Source organism: Psychromonas sp. MB-3u-54, assembly GCF_002836415.1.
Taxonomy (GTDB): domain Bacteria; phylum Pseudomonadota; class Gammaproteobacteria; order Enterobacterales; family Psychromonadaceae; genus Psychromonas.
Genome location: NZ_PJBP01000181.1, coordinates 1 through 22,343 on the forward strand (window position 1 = coordinate 1; position 22,343 = coordinate 22,343).

At 48.4% G+C, this 22,343-nt stretch carries 8 protein-coding genes and 1 pseudogene; 4 read left to right on the forward strand and 5 right to left on the reverse strand.

Annotation, left to right across the window (positions count from 1 at the left end; genetic code table 11):
• The coding region (locus tag CXF72_RS17320; protein ID WP_101040995.1) for an antibiotic biosynthesis monooxygenase family protein at positions 1-315 on the reverse strand (315 nt) is incomplete at its 3' end.
• Positions 316-1,008: 693 nt separating this feature from the next.
• On the opposite strand from CXF72_RS17320, the gene CXF72_RS17325 reads away from it, so the two are divergent.
• A complete protein-coding gene (locus CXF72_RS17325) occupies positions 1,009-1,656 on the forward strand; it encodes a flavin reductase family protein (protein ID WP_101040997.1) in 648 nt (215 codons plus the stop codon).
• A gap of 1 nt (position 1,657) precedes the next feature.
• On the forward strand, positions 1,658-2,089 hold the full coding sequence (locus tag CXF72_RS17330) for a DUF3429 domain-containing protein (protein WP_157823285.1): 432 nt from the start codon (positions 1,658-1,660) through the stop codon (positions 2,087-2,089).
• 427 nt (positions 2,090-2,516) lie between these two features.
• Here CXF72_RS17330 and CXF72_RS20340 read toward each other — a convergent pair.
• The 4 genes and pseudogenes from CXF72_RS20340 to CXF72_RS17345 all read right to left on the reverse strand — a co-directional run bounded on the left by CXF72_RS20340 (position 2,517) and on the right by CXF72_RS17345 (position 19,761).
• Positions 2,517-2,812: pseudogene (locus CXF72_RS20340) on the reverse strand (hypothetical protein).
• The gene (locus tag CXF72_RS20345; protein ID WP_157823288.1) at positions 2,787-2,984 is read right to left on the reverse strand and encodes a hypothetical protein; all 198 of its coding nucleotides are present in this window, start codon (positions 2,982-2,984) and stop codon (positions 2,787-2,789) included. The pseudogene CXF72_RS20340 and the gene CXF72_RS20345 overlap by 26 nt, the downstream one beginning before the upstream one ends.
• Before the next feature lie 214 nt (positions 2,985-3,198).
• Positions 3,199-12,153 (reverse strand): neuraminidase-like domain-containing protein, encoded by an 8,955-nt coding sequence (locus CXF72_RS17340; protein ID WP_198552654.1) that lies wholly within the window; start codon positions 12,151-12,153, stop codon positions 3,199-3,201.
• A 78-nt stretch (positions 12,154-12,231) separates the two neighbouring features.
• Entirely contained in the window at positions 12,232-19,761 is a 7,530-nt protein-coding gene (locus tag CXF72_RS17345; RefSeq protein ID WP_101041006.1) for a SpvB/TcaC N-terminal domain-containing protein, read from the reverse strand.
• Between the two features lie 984 nt (positions 19,762-20,745).
• Here CXF72_RS17345 and yddG point away from each other — a divergent pair.
• Both yddG and CXF72_RS17355 read left to right on the forward strand, forming a co-directional pair.
• Positions 20,746-21,672, forward strand: a complete 927-nt coding sequence (gene yddG / locus CXF72_RS17350; protein WP_101041008.1) for an aromatic amino acid DMT transporter YddG — start codon at positions 20,746-20,748, stop codon at positions 21,670-21,672.
• A 244-nt stretch (positions 21,673-21,916) separates the two neighbouring features.
• The gene (locus CXF72_RS17355; protein WP_101041010.1) at positions 21,917-22,324 is read left to right on the forward strand and encodes a MerR family transcriptional regulator; all 408 of its coding nucleotides are present in this window, start codon (positions 21,917-21,919) and stop codon (positions 22,322-22,324) included.
• Positions 22,325-22,343 lie beyond the last annotated feature (19 nt).

Genomic DNA, 22,343 nt, shown 5'->3' on the forward strand with positions numbered 1-22,343 from the left:
TAGGCCGTAATCTCGTTCTACTTTTGATATACGAACTTTAAATGAATCGTACCAAGACTTACGACCAGTTTTTTGAGCTTCTAAGTGCTCAGAGTTAGCTTTCCAATTTCTAATTGAATCTAGATCTGCCCAGTAAGAAACAGTGATGCCAACATTTTCTCTTGCTGATTCTACGCCTAAAAATCCAGGTTGTTGCTCTGCAAGCTCAACCATCCTATTTGCCATTTCACCGTAACCATTATCACCTTCAGTTCGCGTAGAAGTGAAAATTACAGCAAAATATGGAGGTTTAGGTGTATTAGCGATAACTGACATTGGTACTCCTAGGACTATAACAGTGTATTAGTCTGCATTCTCACTAATACACATTTAAAACTTTATTTTTTTATAAGAATTATATGATAACAGAGTTATAAAACAGTTAGATAGATCCAAAGCATGATTGTAAATTGATATTTTAAATTGGGAAAATGACGCATTTGCATTTATAGAGACCTCTATAAATGCAAACCATGAAAAATTAACTGATGATTTTCAACAAGTTAATTTTTTAATAAGGCAAAACTTGTGCATCAAGTGTGCAATAAAAGTGGCAAAATTCTTCATATGAATTACAACTGTATATAAAAATAGTTGTCGTAAATATATCACATTTCCTTTTTATTGAATCAATACGTAGCGAATTATGAACGGGACAAAAGGCAGGACAACCAACGTTTTGAATAAACTCCAGCAATGAAAGTTACCATAAAACCCACCAGCGAAGGTTTACAAAGAACAGATACGGCATCGCTTGATTTACCAATTCACTGAGATTCTCGATTAAAATATCTCGAGAATGACGATGAGAAAATACAGCATGGTAAAAATTCAATAAACAAATAAGGTCAAATTGTTATTGATTGAGATCCTTTAAGCTAACACTTTCGTATTAAGAGCATCTAGTTTTAAATATTGAGGAAGTACAGCATCAATTACAAACATTATGATAGTGAACAGTTATCTCAAATGGATAACCGTTATCGGGCTAAATTTATAAACAGCTTATCCGGTTTTAAGAGCGTCAACCTTATTGGCACGCAGGATTCGAACGGACAAACTAATCTTGCGATATTTAGCTCAGTTGTACACTTAGGCGCTTCTCCTGCATTGGTCGCTTTTGTTATGCGGCCGGATAACGGATCAAGGCATACCCTTGATAACATTATCAGCACAGGGCATTACACTATAAATCAAGTATCAGCTCAATTTTATCAGGCAGCTCATCAAAGCTCTGCTCGCTACCCAAAAGAGGAAAGTGAATTTACTCATTTAGCTTTATCAGAGACTTATATTCGCAATATTAAGGCACCCTTTGTTAAACAAAGCCGCTTGAAGTATGCGGTTAAATTGAAAGAAATTCTGCCCATATCAAGTAATAACACGCAGTTTATTATTGGGGAAATCACCCATGTTATTTGCGATGAGAGTGTGCTGAAAGACGATGGCTATATCGATATAGAAGCCTTAGAAACCGTCACTGTATCCGGGTTAGACAGTTATCATAAAAGCATGCGACTGGCTCGTTTGAGTTATGCAAAACCTGATAATTTCTCAACTGAGATTTCATTAAATGGCTCAGTAAATGTTACCACTGACACTAAAGGTAAAAGCTAAAATGAAAACATGGCAATGGCTGGGCTATCTAGGACTCATTCCCTTTGTGGCTTGCCTGTTGTTATTCGAAATTTTTACTGACAGCGCGGCGAATAATTACCCCTTTAATCCGCAACAAGCTTTTCTTTTTTACAGTGCGATTATACTGAGTTTTCTGGCGGGTACTTTGTGGCGAAAAGACACACTTACCCCACATATAGCGACTCAAATCATCAGTAATATTTTGTGTTTATATGCTTTTATTTGTCTGTTTATACCGATATTTTACGCATTGGTTTTATTACCTCTTGGCTATTTTAGTTTATTTTTCGTTGAATATTTTCTGTGCCATAACAAAGAAGATGCATATACAACATCTTATTATTCCATGAGATTAAGACTTACTGTGTTAGTCATTTTTTTGCATGCAGCGGCGCTTATGTCATGGTTTTAACAACTAACAAAAGCTAATATAAAAAATTTCACCTTCAAACGGCAGTGTCTATTGAGTCTGTTTGAGGTGTGTTTTTCGCAAAAACATGACAGCAGTGAAGTGTCCCGTTGACACATTGTTAACTTTATTTACCAATGCCTAATTCATATTCGTTTCCCTGGTAATAAAGTTTTTAAGTGGAAGAACCCCAATCCAGCTCCCCAGTAAAAGGCACAAGGAGGAGAATGTCGTCTATTGAATCGTCTGTCTCTTTCGGCACCTCAATCGACCATTCCTGTCGATGCGTTGTATCCACTGTGGTCGCTTGAGGTTTGCCCGCGGGTTTCAGTTGCTTGGCTCCTTTTGGACAGATACTCATTGTTATCTCTTTAAGCTCAAGTGATCGGACTTAATATTCCTCGGGAACAGGGCTTCCCAATCTTGATTTTCACGACTTCAGCTGCATCAGGTCATAAACCTTTGAGCGGAAATCTTCTCCACCGTCTTTGGCTGTATAGCGCAGATGAATGATGACGTCAGAGATACACGCAAGCGCCCCAGTGTCCGTGGAGCGCATGTCAAGCGTCCAGTCCGATACAGCACTCGTCCCTTCAAAAGGCAGTCGCGAAAATTCAACTCGAACAAGCCGCTGTCGTTGATACCCTTTGAAATCGCGATCTGTTGTAGCGGGCGCAAACCGGAATAAACAGAATCGCTTTTAGGCGCCTTGGGGTCGCGCAACATCTGACACCATCCATGTCTTTTGTAGGCAGCAGGCGACTACGGTCTTGCCGAAGGATGCCTGCACGTTCTGATAGGAACCGACGACCGCAGGCAGGCTAACCGAAATGGACTTGATTTTACGGCAGTAATGCCTGGGAAAGTCCCTGTCAAAGTGTTTTTCTAGCAGACTGATCGTGCATTAGTTTGTATTTTTAGCCTTCAAATTTGCCAGTTCCAAGGGAGCGAGCCTCAAAAGAGAGAAGCGTCAAAACCAAATTATAAAATTCATCAGCCGCCCCTTTTTTCACAAGCGTGCAGGTATAGTTTGATCACAATGCCGCGCTGCATTCAGATCATCTCTCCTGTATGAGTGTGGGCTTGGGTAGTTACAGACCGTCTGTCATGGGTCAATCACTATCCCAGTTCAACATCCCTTCATAGGGCACGATCACGCAGATATCGACCAGATTATCCAGATTGCCGACGGCTTTAGTCGCAATATAATATTCGCCCAGCGTCGGGTCAGATTTCTTCGCCATCCCACCCTTCATGTCCTCCTCCTTGTTCTTCTGGACATTAACGTTTGCATCCTTAGACAATACCGCACCTGATCCGTCTTCCCCATTCACCAGCACACGTGCGGACAAATCTCTCAGGTTGATAGTTTTGGCATCCAAGTTGAGCGGAAACATGTGTGCGTTGATAGCAAATGACAGCTGCTTATCTTTGCCCGAAATGAAACCCTTCCACTCTTCCGAGAACTGCTGGCGTAAGCTGATCAGTCGAAAGCCCCCGTCTTGCTTGATCGCGGGCAGCGCTACAACCTGCTGGCGTAAGCTTGCCCCACCGTCCAGCGCCGTATAGCGCAGATGAATGATCACATCGGAAATACTGTTAAAGTCGATGCTATTGGCGGCCTTGGGCATCCGTAACTCCCACCCTGAAACCGCGCCCGTACCTTCGAACGGCAGATAGCGTTGATCATGGAAATTCAGCTCGAACATGCCACTGTCGTTGATACCCTTTGACAGAGCGATCTGCTGTTTGACACGCGGGTCGCTACGCAACTGATCATCGGAAGGTGTAATCTTAGATGTTGAATCATCCGGCAGCAGATATTTAATTGTATCGATATTGTCAGTCAAAACGACATAGCTGTTCTGCTGGGTCAGCGTTGCCTGCACATTTTGATAAGGCCCGACAATCGCCGGAATCGAGATAGCGATGGACGCAATCTTACGACAATAGTGGCCGGGGAAATCCCGATCAAAGAGTGCTTCGGTCAGATCGAAGATGCATTTTCCGCCACTCCTCAAATTAAGCCACGCTTGCGGATCCATCTGTTTTAGCGAGATGGTCTTTTCGATCTCCAGCGTGCGCTCGTTATCCTCCATGTAGGCTTTTTCGAGCTGGTTGAGTCCCAGCATCAGCCCTTCCCCGGCGAGCAGGCCCTTCTTCAGGCTGTCCCAGTATCCGAACGTGATCATCGCCTCGCGCGTGTTGCGCTCATACTGATAAGCCTTCTCGGCGGCCTGCGCCAGCTCAAAGGCGATCTTGTAGGTCTGAAAATAGACGGAAGAGATGCGACCGACCATCCACTGATAGAGATCTCGGTTGGTGAACTTCGTCCGCAGCAAGTCTTCCATCTCGCCAGATTGCACGATGCTCTTCTGGTGCATATCCAGATCCAACTGCGCGATCTCCTGCCTGACAGTCGCTCCAGCGATCTGCGCCTGAATCTGCTCGACATCATTGCCGGCAAGCGTCGCTTGCAGACCCCATTCTTCCTTGCGTCGAAAATTTTGCGCCTTGGTCGCTGCCAACTGAGATCCTTGATTTAAAATAACTGCGGTGCTCTCGCTGACTCGGGGTGCCACCTGGGCTGCTCTACCCCAGTTGCTACCACCATCCGCTAGTCCGAAGACATTGGGTGCTAGCCACGCTGGTATAGTCAAGGCTTCTAGAACTGGCAAAGCTGTTTGAAACGAAAGCGCGGCTATCATCAGGTTCAGACTAGATGTTTCCTCCGTGATAAGTCCTTTATCAGTATAGTATTTCTTCCGATCATTAGCCCCTTCCAAACTGGCGTTGAGAGAGTCAATATTTTTACCGGCATCATCGATCTGCTTTTCCTTCACGCGAGTCGTCAGACTCAGAATCGCCTTCTCATGCGAGGATCGCAGCAGACTCAGTTGCTCGACGTCTTTTTTCTCCAGTGCGCTCAGCAGTGCCGAACCGAGTTGGATCAGCGTACTGGTGACGCTCTTTGCCTGCTGGATCATGGTGGTGAATCGATAGTGCGGAACCAACGCCGACATTTGTCCGGCAACACTGGTGAGATTCTGACCTGCGGCCATGGCGCGAATGAGCTGTCGCGGATCGATCGGCGGCTGAAACAAAGACAGCTGGCGCACGACGCCCTTGATGTTCATGCAGTGGCGGATCTTGAACAGCCGATCTTCAGCCCGATCCCAATAGCCCGCAAAATTTGTGTTCGGCGAAACCGGGAAATACTCGGTGTCTTTAACATGGAAGGGGTCAGTAAAATCGATGGCAGTATCGAATTGATCATAGCGTTTGCTCGGCTTCGGCGAATGTGACGGCCGCGTCTGCTTTTGTTTCTTGCCCAGCAAGTCCTGGGCCAGTACGTAGAGCAACATCGCCTGGACGATGGATTCCCAACTGTCCTGTGCGAAAAGCTGGTCTCCCCAGTCCAGCAGATTGTCGATGTACTTCATCACAATCGCCTTCTCATAAGCACCCAGCCGCAGCCCTGCGATCGCATGCGGGTCAAAGGGATCGTCCGTATATATCTTGAATTCCCCTGGGTTGTTCTTCTCGATATCCTGCAGTTTTTCAAGCGTATGGTGCTTAAAAGGCAGGTATCGCCAAAAAGGCGTGGGATCATCCTTACCGTCCGGCTTTTTATTGAGGCCCTTCTGGGGCATCGGATTAAAAATGTAGTGATACCATTTCTGCGCATCTTCGAAGTGTTGATTGCGGTTCAACGTGTCCGCAATAAGAAACGGGATATGGAAGAATAGTTCTCGGTAGTATATGGAGCAGGGACCATCGAAATTCAATTTCTTTTGTGAGTCAAGCTCGAATAAGTTTGTTACTCCTCCCTGTACTAGCGACTGTCGAATTATAGAGACAGAGGCAGCAGTTCTATCTTCACTAAGTTCTTTCAACACCTTTTCCCTATGAGTATCCATGGTGCCTTCAGCCGACAACTTACATGGTTTGATAATTTCTCCTTCAAATTCAACCCGAAGGCTTACTAAATCATCTTCATTGGAAACTAAAATCTCCAATAGGTTGCTCTGTTTTTGGAAGCAGGTTCCCGCTTCCTTCAAGGCCTTCTGATCGATGACTTTAAGTTTTGCGAGCACCAATTCATTTACCGCTATCTGGTCTGTTGGGCCTCCTCTCGTGGGCAAGAAAATGCTTTTGATGCTCTTGCCATTCCATCGAATATCATCAACGCCCCCATTTACTGCTAACCTCATTGAAATACTCAAATCGGAAACGTCATGACCCACGGCTATTGTACTAACGTCGAACTTTCGCTGAAAAGTATATCGACCATCGTCCTCGTGTCTATACGGCTTCAGCCATTTAGATTCAGAACTTGATTTTTGAGACAACCAATTAGTGGGTATTTCTTTCGCGTCGAGTGCCCATGCGGCCTCCCAATTCAGATCACTTTTTGAGCGACCGGAATCCTGACCGACACTTTCCCAATCGCGGTCCTGCCAGTATTGCTCAAGATATCTATTCTTACCCCATCCTGTGGATGCTCCTGTATTAAAACTACTTAAATCTAATTTAGTTTTTTTCTGATATATTTTAACCGTACCCCCTCCAGGAATTGAGTACCGGTGAGGAATATCCTCCAGTTTGACTTTTGCTGACAACACCTGCGGAGGAAGCCATTTACCGCTCACGTTGTGGTAAGCAAATTTGACAGTCGCTGTCGTGGTCGTCATTTTTTTATCGGTTATAAATTCTCGATCACTGATCGTCTTTGTTTCCACCCAAAAGAGGTAGAGACTATGATTCGCATACAAACAAGTCACGGTGTCGACGGAAATGGAGAGCGCGATCTTTTGCCATGGCCGCCACATGCCAATTTCACCCTTTCCATCATATACCGCGCTTCTGTAGTAGTAGACCGGAGGATTGTTTTTGGTTTTACCAATGACAAAAATCGTCTCTTCAGCGTTGGTCGCAACCGGATGGGTTACTCTGCCGGCGCAGGTATCCACAATCTTTAGGTTGGCCAACTCATCGAGCTTGTCGAAGTAGTTAATATAGGCCTGCGTCACTGCCTCATCTGTGATCTCGCCTTGCAGCAGTTCATCTTCCAGTTCCTTGAAAAGCGGTGTCTTGATCTTGCGCAGACCAGGGTCAAGATAGTTTTCTGGATAGAGAAAGACCTTGCGGTTCGCTTCCCACAAGCGGTAGTGGGAGCGCCACGCCCATTCCTTATCTCCAACCGGGCAGGTGACCTGCCCATCCGCTTCCAGCCCCATGTGACTACGCTGGATATAGCGCTGCAGAGTGTTGAGCCCCTGCTTGACCTTAGATACTTTGGCCACGCCACTCATCTCGACATCGATGAGCAGGTAGTCAGAAAGGTCCTTGAGGGAATCCATCCCGTAAAAATACTTCGCGACGGTTTCATTCTGGCTCAACTGGTGCATCAGTAACCCGACTAAGGCATCGCGTTCTCGCTCGTTCAGGTGGTCACGGATGGGCCCAAAGGTTTTTCCCCAGTCATCATCTGAATACTTGGACTTCACCACACCCAAAAGACTGTGTGCCACCGTACTGATTTGCGAGAAATTCGTTTGGGCAGCATGCAACGTGCAGAGCTGGATCAGCATCTGCACGTCGACACCGAGCTTCGCTGCCAGGTCGAAACTTTGCTTCATCGTCGATAATAGGCCAATCACACTGTCCTTCGCTGATATTACGCTGAGATGCCCATGCAGCGCACTGATTTGGCTAGCTGGCCAAGCGCTGAGCGTCTCCAACTTCTTTTTATCAGCATCGGGCAACTCATCGAAGGACCAACACTGGGCGAGTTCGGTCAGAAGCGGAGCGGTTTTCTTCCCCTTGGAGCCCTGCTGCTGGAAAGTATCAACTAGCCCGGCGAAGGCATGCACCGAACGAATCTTGTCGAGATTTATGCGAATATTTGAATGAGAAGAATCGAGGTAGGACTTTTCTGTATTTCTCTCATCTAATCCCAAAGGGGACGGGAATTTCAGTACTGCATCTAAACAGCCAGATGTAAGTTTGAGAGCCTTCGCCAGATAAAGAAGCAATGCGGCATCCTGTAACCCTTCAATAGTTAAAAACCTTGCTGCACTGCGTTCCTTGTGATTCAGGTAGTCGACCGCAGTTGCTACCAGGTGCCAGTCCTGATTGAAGGTCGCAGCCAACTGCTGGATCGTCGACTGCACCTGAAAATCCAGTTCACGATTCAGTGTCTCGATAATTACGTTGACAGCATCCTCGTCGCTGCGGAGCGAATCGATGAGTGCCTCGAGATTGGCTATCCCGGTACCAAAGCATCGGAATAATTCGCCGTTGCTATCAGTGAAGATGACGCTCTCACCATCGGTGTCCGCAACCATTGCTGTCACGTTGGTCGATTCAGCGCCCTGAGATAATAGACTGGACCACTGGGTATCTGTGAACACACCCTTTGCCTTGCTTGCAAAGCGAACCTCACCCCGGTAATTGATGATTAGTGAGTCGATGGTTTCGTCCTTGTGAACTGCAATATCCATTGCGTTCCATGTCTTGCCCCCATCGGCAGACCGAAAAATATCGCTGCTTACGACAGGATTAACAGCTCCCTCGTGTATTACTTGAATCGCTGCAAAGAGCGACTGGTCATCTGGGCTGACGGCAATGGCGGTGACCTTTTCATCGGTCAATGGCTGCAATTGTTGGACTATTACCTTAATCCACTTATTACCGCCATCGGTACTGCAATAGAGCCCTTGAATGTCCGTCCCGACACAAAGCGTATTACCGTCGGCCGTCACTGCTAATGATGTGAGATAAGCGCCATCGAAGCCTTCGACTTTGAGGTCTTCCCAGCGCATCTCAAGGCTTAAATACCGGTAGAGTCGCTTCTGCGTTGCAGCTAGCAGGGTCTTACAATCGGGCGTCACGGCGAGTGCGCGGATATCAGCAGGGGTATCTTCAAGTACCGTCCCTACCCAATTGTCAGATCCGCCAGGGATGCTCGTTACGGTACGGGCAGTGGCCGCGAAAATGACCTGCTGATCGCCGGCGATCGCTAAGGCAGTCACGCTTCCTTGCGCTGCTTCACCACTGGTCACCTTCCTCAAACTTTTGCGGACTATAAATGATTCCAGCGCGTCGCGGACTTGTGCCTGGTTGATCTGTGTGATTTTTCCGGGTTCTTCCCCTGCTTCGACAACCGGGCATTGAACCCATCCGGCTCCTACGATGAGGCCAGCTTCGCGCAACGCGATAGCAGCAGCCGCCGATTTTTCGGAACTGATCGTGCCCAGCACGAAAGTCTGTTTATCAACACGGCGAGGTTTCAGCGTGGCGTGAAGTCCGCTGGTCAATTGTTTGAGACTGCCCTCGCTCCAACCCGGATCGACGCTGCGCCGGGCTTCGTGGGTCATCTCACCAGTCATCAGATATTCGAGTTGAGAGGGGCTGAGTTGCGCGTCCTTCAGCCAGTCGGCCCAGTGTTCAACGGTACGCAGATTGTCGACGCTCGAAACCTCCGGCGTAGCGAGCCGCAATCGGCCTTCCCCGGTGATGCACTTGAGCAGTAGTAGGTACTCCTGAACCCTCATTCCCAAGGCCTTAGCCATCTTACTGAAGCGGTACAACCGCGTCAGTGTATGAAGATCAAGGGCGATTGGCGCGGCGTCTATGCCACCCGTATTGGCCTGCTCTGTGAATAAATTTTTGCTGTATATGTGTTCGACGATGGACTGAAGATCATCGTTACCCACATTCAATGCCGCGAGGAGACTACTACGGATCCCCTGATTTTTTGGGTCCTGTACCTTGGGATTCCAGACCAGACCTTCCGTATTGGATTTGAGATAGCCGGCGCCTTTCGAGTGATACGTGCCTCCCTCTGCCCCTTCGACTTGGTAGAAAGGTGGTGTATTGAAGACCCGATCGAAGAGTGATTTTGGTTCGGGGTGGTTCAGTGCAGCGAATCCAGGGTTAGTGTTCATGTCGTGCACAAAGCTACAAACCACATCAACGGACAGCTTATATTTGTCGCTGAATTTTTTGAGCTGAGCTAGCTTACAAAGCGACTTTATGTTGATTAGGTTTGGGGGTGATGTATCTTCTGCATCTTCCTTCCCCCCCAGACCCGCGGCGATTGACTGAAGAGCGGTATCCAGGTCTTCGCAAGACCAACCCAAATAGTTGGCCAGACGAATAAAACGATTCAGATAATCAAGTACCGGAAGAGTCAGTTCCCCCCCGAGAGTCACCTGCCAGCAAAGCCAGGAATCATCAAACTGAGTTTTGTCGATTTTCTGCCATGCTGTACCGTTATCATCACTGACGAAGAATCCTGAATCGGTGTGCGCAATGAGCCTGTTAGCACAGGAGATTAAAACTTTGATTTTGCTTGTTTGCTGCCAGATTTTCTGCCATGTTGCGGCACCGTCTTCGCTGACGTAGAGCGCATATTTTGTGTACGCAAAAAAACGGCTGCCATGGGCTATTACACTCTTAACAAAATGTTGATTGAAAGTCTCTTTACCGGTTTGCCTCCAACTGCTTCCGAAGTCTTCACTGACATAAAGGCCTATCCCATAGTTACAGGCGAAGAGAAGATTCGCGCTAACGAGAATATTTGCAGGTATTCTGCCGCCGTTTTCATCCCCGCCCTTCTGTTGCCAGGTCGTGCCATAATCATCACTAATAAAGCGACCTGCAGTATTGCCACTAGAATAATCGCCAAGGCCTGCGGTATTGGCAATAAGACGATCGCCGACGATGAGGAGTTGAACAATCCGGTTATCTAGCATGAGCTTTGGCAGCCACGTTGTGCCTATATCATGGCTGATGAAGATGCCCTTTCCGGTTCGGGCAATCAGATGACCATAAAATGCCACAACTTCATCAATCGCAATCAACCTATCAAACTCTTCCTGGCCAGTTCTCAGCCATGATATACCCTGATCATCACTGACAAATAGCTGACTTGCAGACCACACAACGAACCTAGACTTGCTGACGACAATTCTGGGTTCCATATTTTTTTCGATGAAAATTTTCCTCCAGCAGATGCCGAAGTCATCGCTAATGAAGAGGGCATCGTCAGTACGGGCAAACAGGTAACCACCGCTGGAAACCAGTTCCTTTATCTCCACCTGATCTAAACCGGTTTGCTGCCAGCTCGCGCCGTTGTCGTCACTGACAAAAACCCCGTTATAGTCGCACACGAACAGTCTGTTGGCATGAGCCAGAATTTGAGAGACCACTTCAAATTGACCTTCCCCGATTTGCTGCCATGTCGTGCCATTGTCGTCGCTGATAGCGAGGACATGACCCAGAGCAAAGAGCCGACCACTCACGTAGATTTGCAGATAAGCCAGTTGCTCTGTAGTGAGCTCTGCCTGAGCCAGAAAGCGGTCTGCGCGGGTCAGACGCCAAGAGTTGCCCGGAGCTAGCCCGTAGGCTTTGCTCAACGCTTCGTCAGTTGTAAGCGGCGTTGTGATGAACGAGTATTCTTTAACCGACAAGCCTAACTGCTCACAATCCACATGGATGGCGTCCGCCCCGAATAACTCATATATCGTTGCCAAATCGGTCTTGAAGTGTTTCAAGTATAGACGGATCTGCTCCAGCGGCGCGTTGTAGGGAAGGTTTAATGGGTATATCGAAGTGGCGAGTTGCTGCAAAGCAGCTTGACCGGAATCCGCCTCTAGCCTCTTCCTCATCACTTCATTGACGATTTCCAGATAGGGCACCTCGGTGGTGGTGTTCTTAGCGTCAAGCTCAATTTCCAACAGGTCTGGTCGGCGCTTGTTGAGTTTTAGGTCATCCAGTTTTCCCCAGTCATCCTGATCATTCAGCGTCCCATTTGTTATCCTTTTTTCAATCAGCCGCATGAGATCAACGAAATAGGCGGCCGGACTGAGGATGGAGCTGTCATGATCGACCGCCCCTGCCGCCTCGGCTTGTACAAACAGTTCTCTGTACGTGGGGTTTTTCATCAATTCATCACGGAGGCCATCCTGATTGCTGGCCCGATATGGCTGCGAAGCGATGTTGTCGATATTGATCCTCTGGTGGATCGTCAGGGGTGTTTTATTGCTTTTATCTGTCATGAGACTAAACCTCCGCATGTGCTTTTGGTGTTTGGTAAGTCAAGTGAGGCTAATTAAGCTTCCCTATCTACTGGATAACTATCTGCTCGACCGCTGGCCACTACCTGTTGATTGATGATGCAGGGTAGGTACTGGCTCAGCGCTGCTGCTACTGATGCCATGGGACCCCAAGAGTAAAGTGTTGCCCTTGCTCTCCTCTCCCTTTTTAAATTCCTCTGCTGCATTTAGATATCCTTTCCATGCCTCATCCCATTTGGCCCAGATCCGATTCACTCTTCTGGTCTTTTGTAACTTAAGCCGCCCTCTCCGTATGTGGATTTCCGCATCCGGGCCGTATTTATTTTTTGCTCTTTCCAGATTTTCCAGGATATCCTCAACCTCGCTGTGAGTCTGTTCGATCTCAGAAAATGCCATTTCGTTTATTTCCTTTTTACTCTTGCTTGCCAACGCCACGCCCTGAAGAAGGGCGCGGCCAAATTCATAGCCGGGCGCAAGCTTTACCGGGTTCTTCGCCGCTTCCTGAAGCGGGTGTTTAGTCATTGACTTGAAGTTGGCGTTCTTTTCCTGATCCTGAAGTGAGGGTTTAGCATCGGCAGCAAGACCTATGACAGCGCCACTATATGGTATAAATTTTCCCGCCACCCCTGCTGTCAGGGCAACTGCCGCATTGCGAAATTCCCTCTTAACCCTTCCTGATTTTCCCAAAGCCAATTCCTTCGTCATGTTCCTGATGTGGCGTGTCGCTAGTGCAACTTTCTCAGGAAACCGTTTGCGACCTCCCCTTACCAATTGTTCTGTGGAACGATCGCCTTCCAGCTCGATCAATCTATGGAAGTCCTCTTTACCCAATCCTGTGTGATCATTGAATCGAATCGGATTCCCACTCACAAATGCATACAGATTCAAGCCGTCCACTGTCCCCGCCGGATCGGGGCTCATCCATCGGCCCAGCCACGGGGCGTAGTATCTGGCACCGTAATAGTAGAGCCCAGTCGAGTCATCCAGCTCCTTGCCGGAGTAGCGATATCGCTTCGCCGTGTCGGTCTGACTGCGCACTGCCTGATAGGAGGTGCTGCCGAAGGGTGTGTACTCCTCGTAGGAAATGATCTGTGCACTCTCGTCCAGCTCCAGGCTGGCCGAGCCCAGATGATTGCCGAACTGATAGCGGATGAGCGGTTTTTCCGCCTTGTCCCGGCCTTCTGTCCGCGTTTCCACCAGCGCGATACGCTGCTCGTCGTCCATTATGTGCAGGCTCTCGCGTTCCAGCTCTGCCGTTTCGCCAGCGTTCTTGTAGGTACGATATATCTCGAATCCGCCGAGATATAGCCGCTCTTTCCTGTTGACAGGCGTCTTTCCAGCGCCCGCGTAGGATTCGGTCACTTGCCGAACGCGCTGGCCACTTGCATCGTAGACGTAATAGACCGTGCGGCCACCGCCAAGATCGGACTGCCGCAGTTGATCCCGATAATCCCAGTGCATGTTGGGGCCAGGATTCGCGCCGCCCAAGTGCGGCATGCGGGTGATGTTGCCGTGGGCATCGTAGGCAAAGCGTTCCTCACACCGGATGTTGCTGCCGACTGTGGTGCTACTCAAGCGGTTGCTGGTCTTGCGCGAGGTGCCGCTGCTGCCATCCTCGATCAGGCTTGTTTCATCGCAGTCGTAGGTGCGTGTCCAGCCAGGGTGGGCCGAGTCGCTGCCGCGATGCTGCATCTTCAGAAAGTTGCCCTCTGCGTCATACTCATAGTGCTCGGCATAGACACCCATGGCGTTGCCATCGCCCGGTTGCGGCAAGCCTGCACGCGGTGAATCGTTGCTGGAATGGGGGATCGGCGATCCCCCGATTTGACCTATATGCTCGCGACCGGTGGCTTCGATAAGCCGGTAGAGGGCGTCATAAGTGTAGTTGCCGTTCGGCTCGACGCGCTTGTTTTTGAAGTAAACCGTCTGCTGCGCATCGTCCCTAATATGAGTGATGTTTCCTGCCGGATCGTAGCTGTAGTGCAGATTCTGCAGGGCACAGGACTTGGCCTGGGACGGTCTGTCCAGCGCTTCGATGGCTGGTTTGTTGTCGCTGTCGCTGTCGGTGAAAACTGCGCCTCTCCACGTGTAGAGGTTAATCAGTCGAAAGGTAAGCGGGTCATAGACGTAAGCAGTGCTGGCGCCGTTAGCATAGTCAATCCGCTTGCGCTGCCCCTTGGCGTCGTAATCGATATTTTTGATAAAAGATGTCCAAACAAGTTTATCTTTGTTCTTACTGCTGTGCAGATTCGCCTCCACCCGTTCCAGCAGGTTGGCTGCGTTGTAATGGTGACGGATGACGCTGTTGTCCGGTGCAGTCAATTTCGTTGGACGATTAAGTGCATCGTAGCTTGTATGGCTAGTGTAGGTGTCATCTTCCAACAGACGTGTCACAGCACCTTCCCTTACGAAGAGATCCAGTGGAATGCTCGCATTAAATTGAATAACTTTCTCGATCGCGCTCCAGTCCAGGGTCTGCTTGTAGTCTTTGGCTATCCGTCGCGAGACACACAGCAGATTGCCCTTGAAATCGTGCCCCTCGCTGGTGACGACCCCCGCCTGATCCAGATGGCGATAAAGCTGGCCACGCAAATTGAATCGCACGGCTTCAGGGTGCTGCTCACCATAGATCAGACGCTCAGTCAGCAACTTACGCTTCGGATTGGCAGGATCGGCGCCGGTAACAAATGATCGCAGCGGTCGGCGCAACGGATCATATTCGGTGCGGAAAATATGGCCGCGGCTGTCCCATGCATACAGGGGCTTACCGGCGACATCGTTGAGCATCCACCGCTCGCCCGCATCCATGCTGGCCTCGTGAATGCAGTTGCCGAGCATGTCGTAGTCGTAGCGCATAGCGATGCGACCATTGGCGTCAATCAGTTCAAGCTCATTGCCTTCGATGTCGTGTACCACGCGCGTGGCGTATTTCTGCTCCTCCCCTTTGCCATCCTTGCCGTTATCGGCAATCGTCAAGATCGGCCGACCCAGCGTATCTGAATATGTCACGGTAGGCGTTGCAGCATGGACGGCCGCTTTGTTGGCAGCAGCCTGTTCGTCCGTGCCTTGTTGACCGTTACTGCGCTGGTCATACCAACCGGGTAGATAATCAGCCGTGGCAAGTAATTGAAAGTATTGACCTACATCGGGATCGGTTCCGGGGTCGGACAGCATGACCGTATCATTCACATCCCAGCTTTCCTGCCGCCAGGGATCGAACACAACTTTTTCAAAACTGTGATTGGGATGCAGGGTGGCGACGACGCGTTCCAAAGGGTCATAAAAAACAATGGATGTGACGCCAGCATCGATCATCTTCGATTCCTGTTCGTACAGGTGTGTGCTGCTGAAGAAAGGCTCGTACTGTTTAACCGGTTTACCCTTGTTGTTGAATACGGTACGACCCGTGCCCACCCAACGCTGCGATGTGTGCACAGGCTTGTCTAGCGTCTGGCGAACCAGATCGCCGGGGTGGATATCGTCAGTCGGCAGAAGCACGTCCGCCATCCGTTGCGGCGCATCACCCGCTTCAGCCCGCACTTTCTTCTGGATCTCACGACCGAAGCCATCGGAATAGGAGAAGGTGGTTTGGATCCTGCAATCGATACCCATTTTGATGCCAGCCGGGTCGTTGATGTGCGTTTCGCGCGCCAGCGTGGCAGCAAATGGCGGCTGACCGGTGCGTTGGAAACGCGTCAGATCGTAGACGATGCGCGTGCTTGCGTTACCCAACAATGAAAGCACACTAGTCTGCGGATCTTTGATAAAGGCTTGCAGATCAGAGAGCGCAGGATCGGCATCAAAGCCTTCCAGTAAGTCGCCGACGTTTTGGTCCGCTTTGCCCATCACTGCCGTGGCGACCACCATGCCCAACGCGTCAATGGCAACGGCGGTCCGGTTGCCATTGGGATCGGTGATCAGCCGCGGCTGCAACACGCGGTAGTCGTTGTCGGATTTCACGACGTTGTCCAGCGCATCGCGGGTCTCGGTGATCAATAGATCGTAGTCATCGTAAGTGACGTTTGATGTCGCAGCAAATGGATCGACGAACTTGCGCGGCAGAAAGAAATGTCGGCGAGCGCTGTCCAGTTCGTCAACAGCACTATTGGCAGGCTCATCGATATCAGCATCAACATCAAAGAATATCCTTCCTGAAGGGACCCACCCCTTGCCGTCCTTACTGATGTAACCGCCCTGCGCCGCGCCCTTGCCCAGCAGCAATGAAGCATCACCTGAATGATCGGTCTGCTTGCGTTTAAAAACATGTTCCAGCAGCTCATCAGTATAAGCAAGCTGATAGCTCTCCCCCGGTAAAGCCAGTGACTCAAGCATGCCGAGCGGCAGCAAAGCGGTCAGGTCATTTTTGCGGTACAAAATGCGAGCATGCTCGATTAGACGACGGAAATACTTCTGCCCCTCGCCGGTATCCTTTGCCGTTATCCGCTTTGCCTTATCAAAATGGAGATCCTCATAATCGACATCGTATTTACCATCAGCTGCTTGGGTAAAGAAGCTCAAAATATCATTAACACTGTAGAGAACGGTTGCTTTATTGGTGCTCGTTTCCTGTTGTGCTTTACGCAACTCATAGGTGCATGACTCAGCGGGCAACGGCGCGAGATAGACATCGGCTTGATCAACGATTGCATGGGTGAACATATTTTCAGTGCAGGTCATATGAATAAGCCGCTGTTTGTTATGATCCACAGGTAAAAGCAGCGCCTCGTATGTATCCTTGCGACGGCCATAACTAATGGCGCTTTCTTTCAGCACATTGCCATATTCATCAACTTGCAGCGTCAGCGCATGATTGACCCGCGGATCTGCGGGGTTGCGTTCGTAGTGATAGGAAATTGTCTCGCGTGGATGAACCAGGCAAACCGCGTCATTTTGATCCGCCTTAGCCTGGAGCAATTTGACGTAAAAATTTGATTCCGTGATGGTGTAGGGATGTTGATCTAGCTCGGGGTTCTTGAGGCTGGGGTTCTGCTGGTGATCCAGACCATAGACTTCTTCACGAAGGACGTGGCCATGCAGGGCGCGGTAGGCTTCAATTCTCCTTTCTGAATATTCATTAAATTGGGGGTCAAGGGTAGAATCCGACAAAGGAGACGCTAGATCGTCACCCTTGTAATATTCGCCTGCGTATTGCTGCGAAATTATTTTAGCTTCAGCATAGGCACCGGTGTGGTACCAGGTCTTGGTCAAGATCGGTGGCAGATCATGACTGCGGTCTTTGGGCTCGGCTAAAGCAGCCTCGCCCGGTTCAAGCTGCGAGGCAAGGTCAAAGCTCTCGGCATCTTGTCGCTCCACCCTGCCAAAACCGCGAAACTCTCGTTCGACGGGATCAAAAAATCCATGGTGGTAGCTGTAGCTGGCAACCAGTCTGGTGCAGCCGATATGGTCGAGGGTTTCGATCTTTTCGACAACCTGCACCGGAAACGGCAGCCGGGTGATCCAGGGCGTGCCGGCCTGTTCATCAGCTAGATAAAATTTGGTTGAGGGGCTGTAGTGGATCAGGGTTGTCGCGCCCATATTGTTGTCAACTTCAGTCAACAGATGTGGCTTCGTCCCTGCGGTAAAGTCGTAATACTGATGGTTGAGACTGAGGTCGATATTCACACTGGTGAACACCAGGCATGCTGTGCCGTTGCCAAGCACATCAGCAAAACTGATTTGACTGATCTTATCCCAGGGCTGGGGTAACGTAACGGATATCGGTTTGCTGAAGCGGTTGCCACTTTCGTTGCGGTAAATGTCAACGCGATCAGGGTACACATAGACCAAATCAGTGGTACCAGAACCGTCGATATCGGTCAGAAAAAGACGGGAGGCATCCATCTCAGCGGCAAACAGAGGCGCATTGGCGATCGCGACCATCGGTCCAAAACGTCCATAGCCGAGGTTGGGCCAACATTCCACACTGCCATTACGAATACGCATGAGGTGACTGCCACCATCACCAAAGGGATCAGCAAAATGAATCGCTTCGTGTTTTGATGAATGGCTGGTGACCGGCAGCCTCGAGTCTGTTGACTGCCAATACAGGCCGTCATAACCAAGCTTGCCCTTGGATGGGTAGACTTTAACAGCCTCCCCCTCAAAAAGCAGCAGGTCTGGCAGTCCATCCCCGGTGACATCAACCATCTGCCGTTGAGGATGATGGAGTTCTGTCGGAGTAGAGGCAAAGCTGTGATACGGCTTCCAGTTACCACCACGAATGGACTCGTAGTAACCCGAGCGGGACACCGTGGTAACAACCAAATCCAGCTTGCCATCACCTTCCAAATCCATAAGAGCGAGCCCGCCTTCTTGCAGATTACGTTCGATGGGAAACGCATGCGGAGCGTTGCTCGCAGCATAGCGGCCATCACCAAGGGGCCGTGAGTAGAGGACGCTATCGGCATCCGTATACAAAATACCTGGCAGCCCTTCACCATAGAGATCGACGATCTGCTGTGCGCCCTTTTCGAGGAAACCGACGATGCTCGTTCCTGCCTCTGATTTCAATGACTTAAACCCAAGAGCATTAACAATGACAGCGCTGGGATCCGCGCACATACCGGATTTTGACCAGTCAAACTGCAAGGGTGGCATTGCTTGGGCTTTGGCTGTGCCATCACAATAGCCCACCTGCTTGACAGCGTTAAGGAAGGTCAACGCGGACGTGTTCTCTCTGGCAAGATAGTCGAATTCGGTAGCGCTTACTTCAAAGGAATTTCCGCCGTTCTCGCAGTCAAAACGATGATGCATTGAAATTCGAGTGCAGCGAACGGTGGTGCGAATATTGAAGCCGGATTTGTATGAGGAGAACGGATCCGGACGTGGGCGATCTGATTCGCTTTCATTATCCTCGTGCAGGCTGCCTAACGTTGCTGGCTTGGAATAAAAAAAGCGAACTTTAAAATGCCATTCATCTTCGGATTGGGGCTTTGTATCGGGCGAATAATTGCCATATTTAATGCTGCTAATGTGTTTATTGGCGCCGTCTTCCTGATAGGTATAAACAATCTGATTGCCCTTGGCATCGAAGCTGCGTTCAAGCAACCATTGGTAAATACGTGTTTTTGTTTTGTTATCTGGATCGACGTCGGTGACACGCGCACAGCCGGTCTCCCCGTAAATGCTGGTGACGTTATCCTTAGTGGTAACACGCCAATGGGTATCGTCATTCTCGTTCTTCACCCAACGTTCGACCCTGGCAAAGAGCCCTTCCGTCCGAGGACGGTAGGTGAAGACGGAGTACCCTACTGCGTTGTCCTTGGGTATTTTCGGACTGTCCGAAACCAGCAGCAGATCATCCGCATTGGAGATGAGAAAGGTGTCTGTATCGTCGTATCTAGGTATCGCTTTTGCTGTCTTGCGGGAAATATTGGGAATGGCAAGGTTGAAACCAATGCCAAAAATGCCGTTGCCGGAACCTGAACTGTAGTCAATGCTCAGATGCGGTTCAAAGCCTCGGCAGGAAGATGTGGGTATCGGGATAGAGAGACTGGCTGTGCCGGTGAACGCATCTGGCTGAAAAGTCTCGCCAATACCGCTGATAGCCCCTCCTCCTTTGGGAAGCGATGGCTGGGCAACTTTTATCATGTATTACCCCCCATATTCGACAAGATTTTTGGGGGTTCGTCTTGGTTCAAAACATGCGGACCGCGTTGATTACGCACACGGTTCAGCATTACAAATAATGAATCAGGCATAGCGACCCCATTTAAGCGATACACAACAACAAGAATAACAAGATTAGTCATCGCCATTACAACAACGACTGCGAAGTCATACGACCCAAACCTCAAGCCGGAATTCAACGCCTAAAACGTTCAACTCCGTTTTTTGAAGACACTTAAGCGCAACGGATACTTTGCTGAGCAGTCTCCCCATAATGAGAACAACATGAGAATAATTGAACGATATCGATAGATCACAAGAGAACCAATCCAGCCTTAACTGCATTTCTATATTTTATGGATAAGGATTGATATTTCACACATTCTACATAACTTTAATGGTCAAATATCCAGCACACCTAACTAATTTGACAAATATTTCAACGGAAACACGTGGTTTTTACCGTTATTTATCCTGAAATATGCCCCTGACTTTTGAGTTTAAAAAGTAAGATTAAAAAATTGCAGTGGCATGAAGTTCAATATTAATACTATTTGATATATATTTTAAAGACGAAAAGCTTGACCGAGAACGATGATCATTACGAGATAAAGTCTATTTTAGTTAGTCAGTGCTATTTAACGAAGAATAGTACATAAAAACAGCAGAGTTAAATTTTTCTGTTGTGGAGCAGACTATTCTCGGTCAGGCTCTTAATTGTAAAAATACCCGTTTTTATTTTTAAACTGACCTTTCGCAAATAATGTGCATTATCAATTAACGTTGTATTTATTCGATGCTTTGCACTCATGGTTAAATGTTTAGCCCTGTGGGGATACTAGGGATATTTGCCTCCTCTCATTATGATTTATAATACTTTCACTTTTTTTTGCTTCATATCACAAGCCGTATTTGTTAGCCTGCATTATCAAGCAACTGTAATAAACGGACATAAAAGGAATTATCTTGACTAATACACATAAATACACGATTGCAGGGTGCTTAGCCATTCTGATATGGAGTACAACCGTCGGGCTGGTGCGCAATGTGGCAGAGCAATTAGGTCCTATTGGCGGTGCTGCAATGATCTATTCCGTGAGTGCTTTGTTTCTGTTGATAGTCCTTGGTGCGCCCCGCTTTAAAGTCTTCTCGTTAAAATACCTGCTGATCGGGGGGGCGCTGTTTGTCAGCTATGAAATTTGCTTATCGCTGGCGTTAGGAATGGCTAATAACCGCATTCAAGCGGTCGAAATGGGCGTCATTAATTATTTGTGGCCATCTTTAGTGGTATTGCTTGCGGTGTTTACCAGTAATAAGCCGGTTGATAAAAGAATTTATCCGGCAATAGCACTGTCGTTTTTCGGGGTGGCTTGGACGGTGAGTGGTGATGGTGGGATTTCTATTAGTCAATTAGCAGGCAATATAGCGACCAACCCTTTAAGTTATTCTATGGCGCTCGGTGGTGCTTTTATTTGGGCGTTTTACTGCAATATTACCAAGCGACTGGCGAATGGCAAGAATGCAATTACCTGGTTCTTTATCGCCACTGCGGTGGCTTTGTGGATCACCTATTTTATGAGTGATGAACCTGCCATCGCTTTTACAACCGGCGCGGCGATTGACTTATTAATAACGGGCGTTGCGATGGGCAGCGGCTATGCATTATGGAATATAGGTATTATTGGCGGAAATATGATGCTGCTGGCAACCTTGTCGTATTTCACGCCTTTATTATCCACTTTCTTCTCGGCATTGATTTTGGATATTGAACTGACGGCAACATTTTGGCAAGGCGTGGTAATGGTCACTATTGCCTCTTTACTTTGCTGGTGGTTTACGCGAGAAAAACCGGCTCCCACAATAGATGTTGCCCAGCCTATCAAGGTTGAATAAATCAGCCTTATCTTAGGCATTGATAGGTCCTAAGAGTAATCCACATGCGGCACGCTTAGAAAAAAGTGGGCCGCATTTAAAATTAATTTGCTCTGCCATAAAAATCCCCACGCCCCCTCTATTGAAAAACACCGCAACAGAGAGCAAAATCAACGTTTCTTACCCGCACAAATGAATAGAAAATCAATGGATTTGGTATAACATACCCTAGCGATAATATATTCAATAAATTTAGTGAGGAAGTATGTCCTTTACCATTGGGAGGTTAGCGCAGCTAGCGAATATAAATATTGAAACCATTCGCTTTTATGAACGCAAAGGTTTATTGATACAACCGATAAAACCATTAACGGGTTATCGGCAATACGATGACCAAGCGCTCTGCCGTATTCGATTTGTTAAACGTGCCCAGGAGGTTGGCTTTACCTTAAGTGAAATACAAAGCTTGCTTGATATTGAATCTAATAACTGCGATAAAGTACAACATTTAGCGATGGAAAAGCTGACTCTAACGCGACAAAAAATAAATGACCTGCAACATCTTGAAAAATCACTTCAGCATTTAGTCACACAATGTAAAATAACTCAGAATAAAACTCACTGCCCGATTGTAGACTCTTTCAATAACGCTTCTTCGTTAAATAAAAAATAACCTTCATTTAGCAAACCCC

Excerpts from the sequence above, each read along its gene's own strand:
- CXF72_RS17325 (WP_101040997.1), top strand. The coding sequence starts at position 1,009 with ATGGATAACCGTTATCGGGCTAAATTTATAAACAGCTTATCCGGTTTT.
- CXF72_RS17330 (WP_157823285.1), top strand. The coding sequence starts at position 1,658 with ATGAAAACATGGCAATGGCTGGGCTATCTAGGACTCATTCCCTTTGTG.
- CXF72_RS17340 (WP_198552654.1), bottom strand. The coding sequence starts at position 12,153 with ATGACAGATAAAAGCAATAAAACACCCCTGACGATCCACCAGAGGATC.
- CXF72_RS17345 (WP_101041006.1), bottom strand. The coding sequence starts at position 19,761 with ATGATAAAAGTTGCCCAGCCATCGCTTCCCAAAGGAGGAGGGGCTATC.
- CXF72_RS17355 (WP_101041010.1), top strand. The coding sequence starts at position 21,917 with ATGTCCTTTACCATTGGGAGGTTAGCGCAGCTAGCGAATATAAATATT.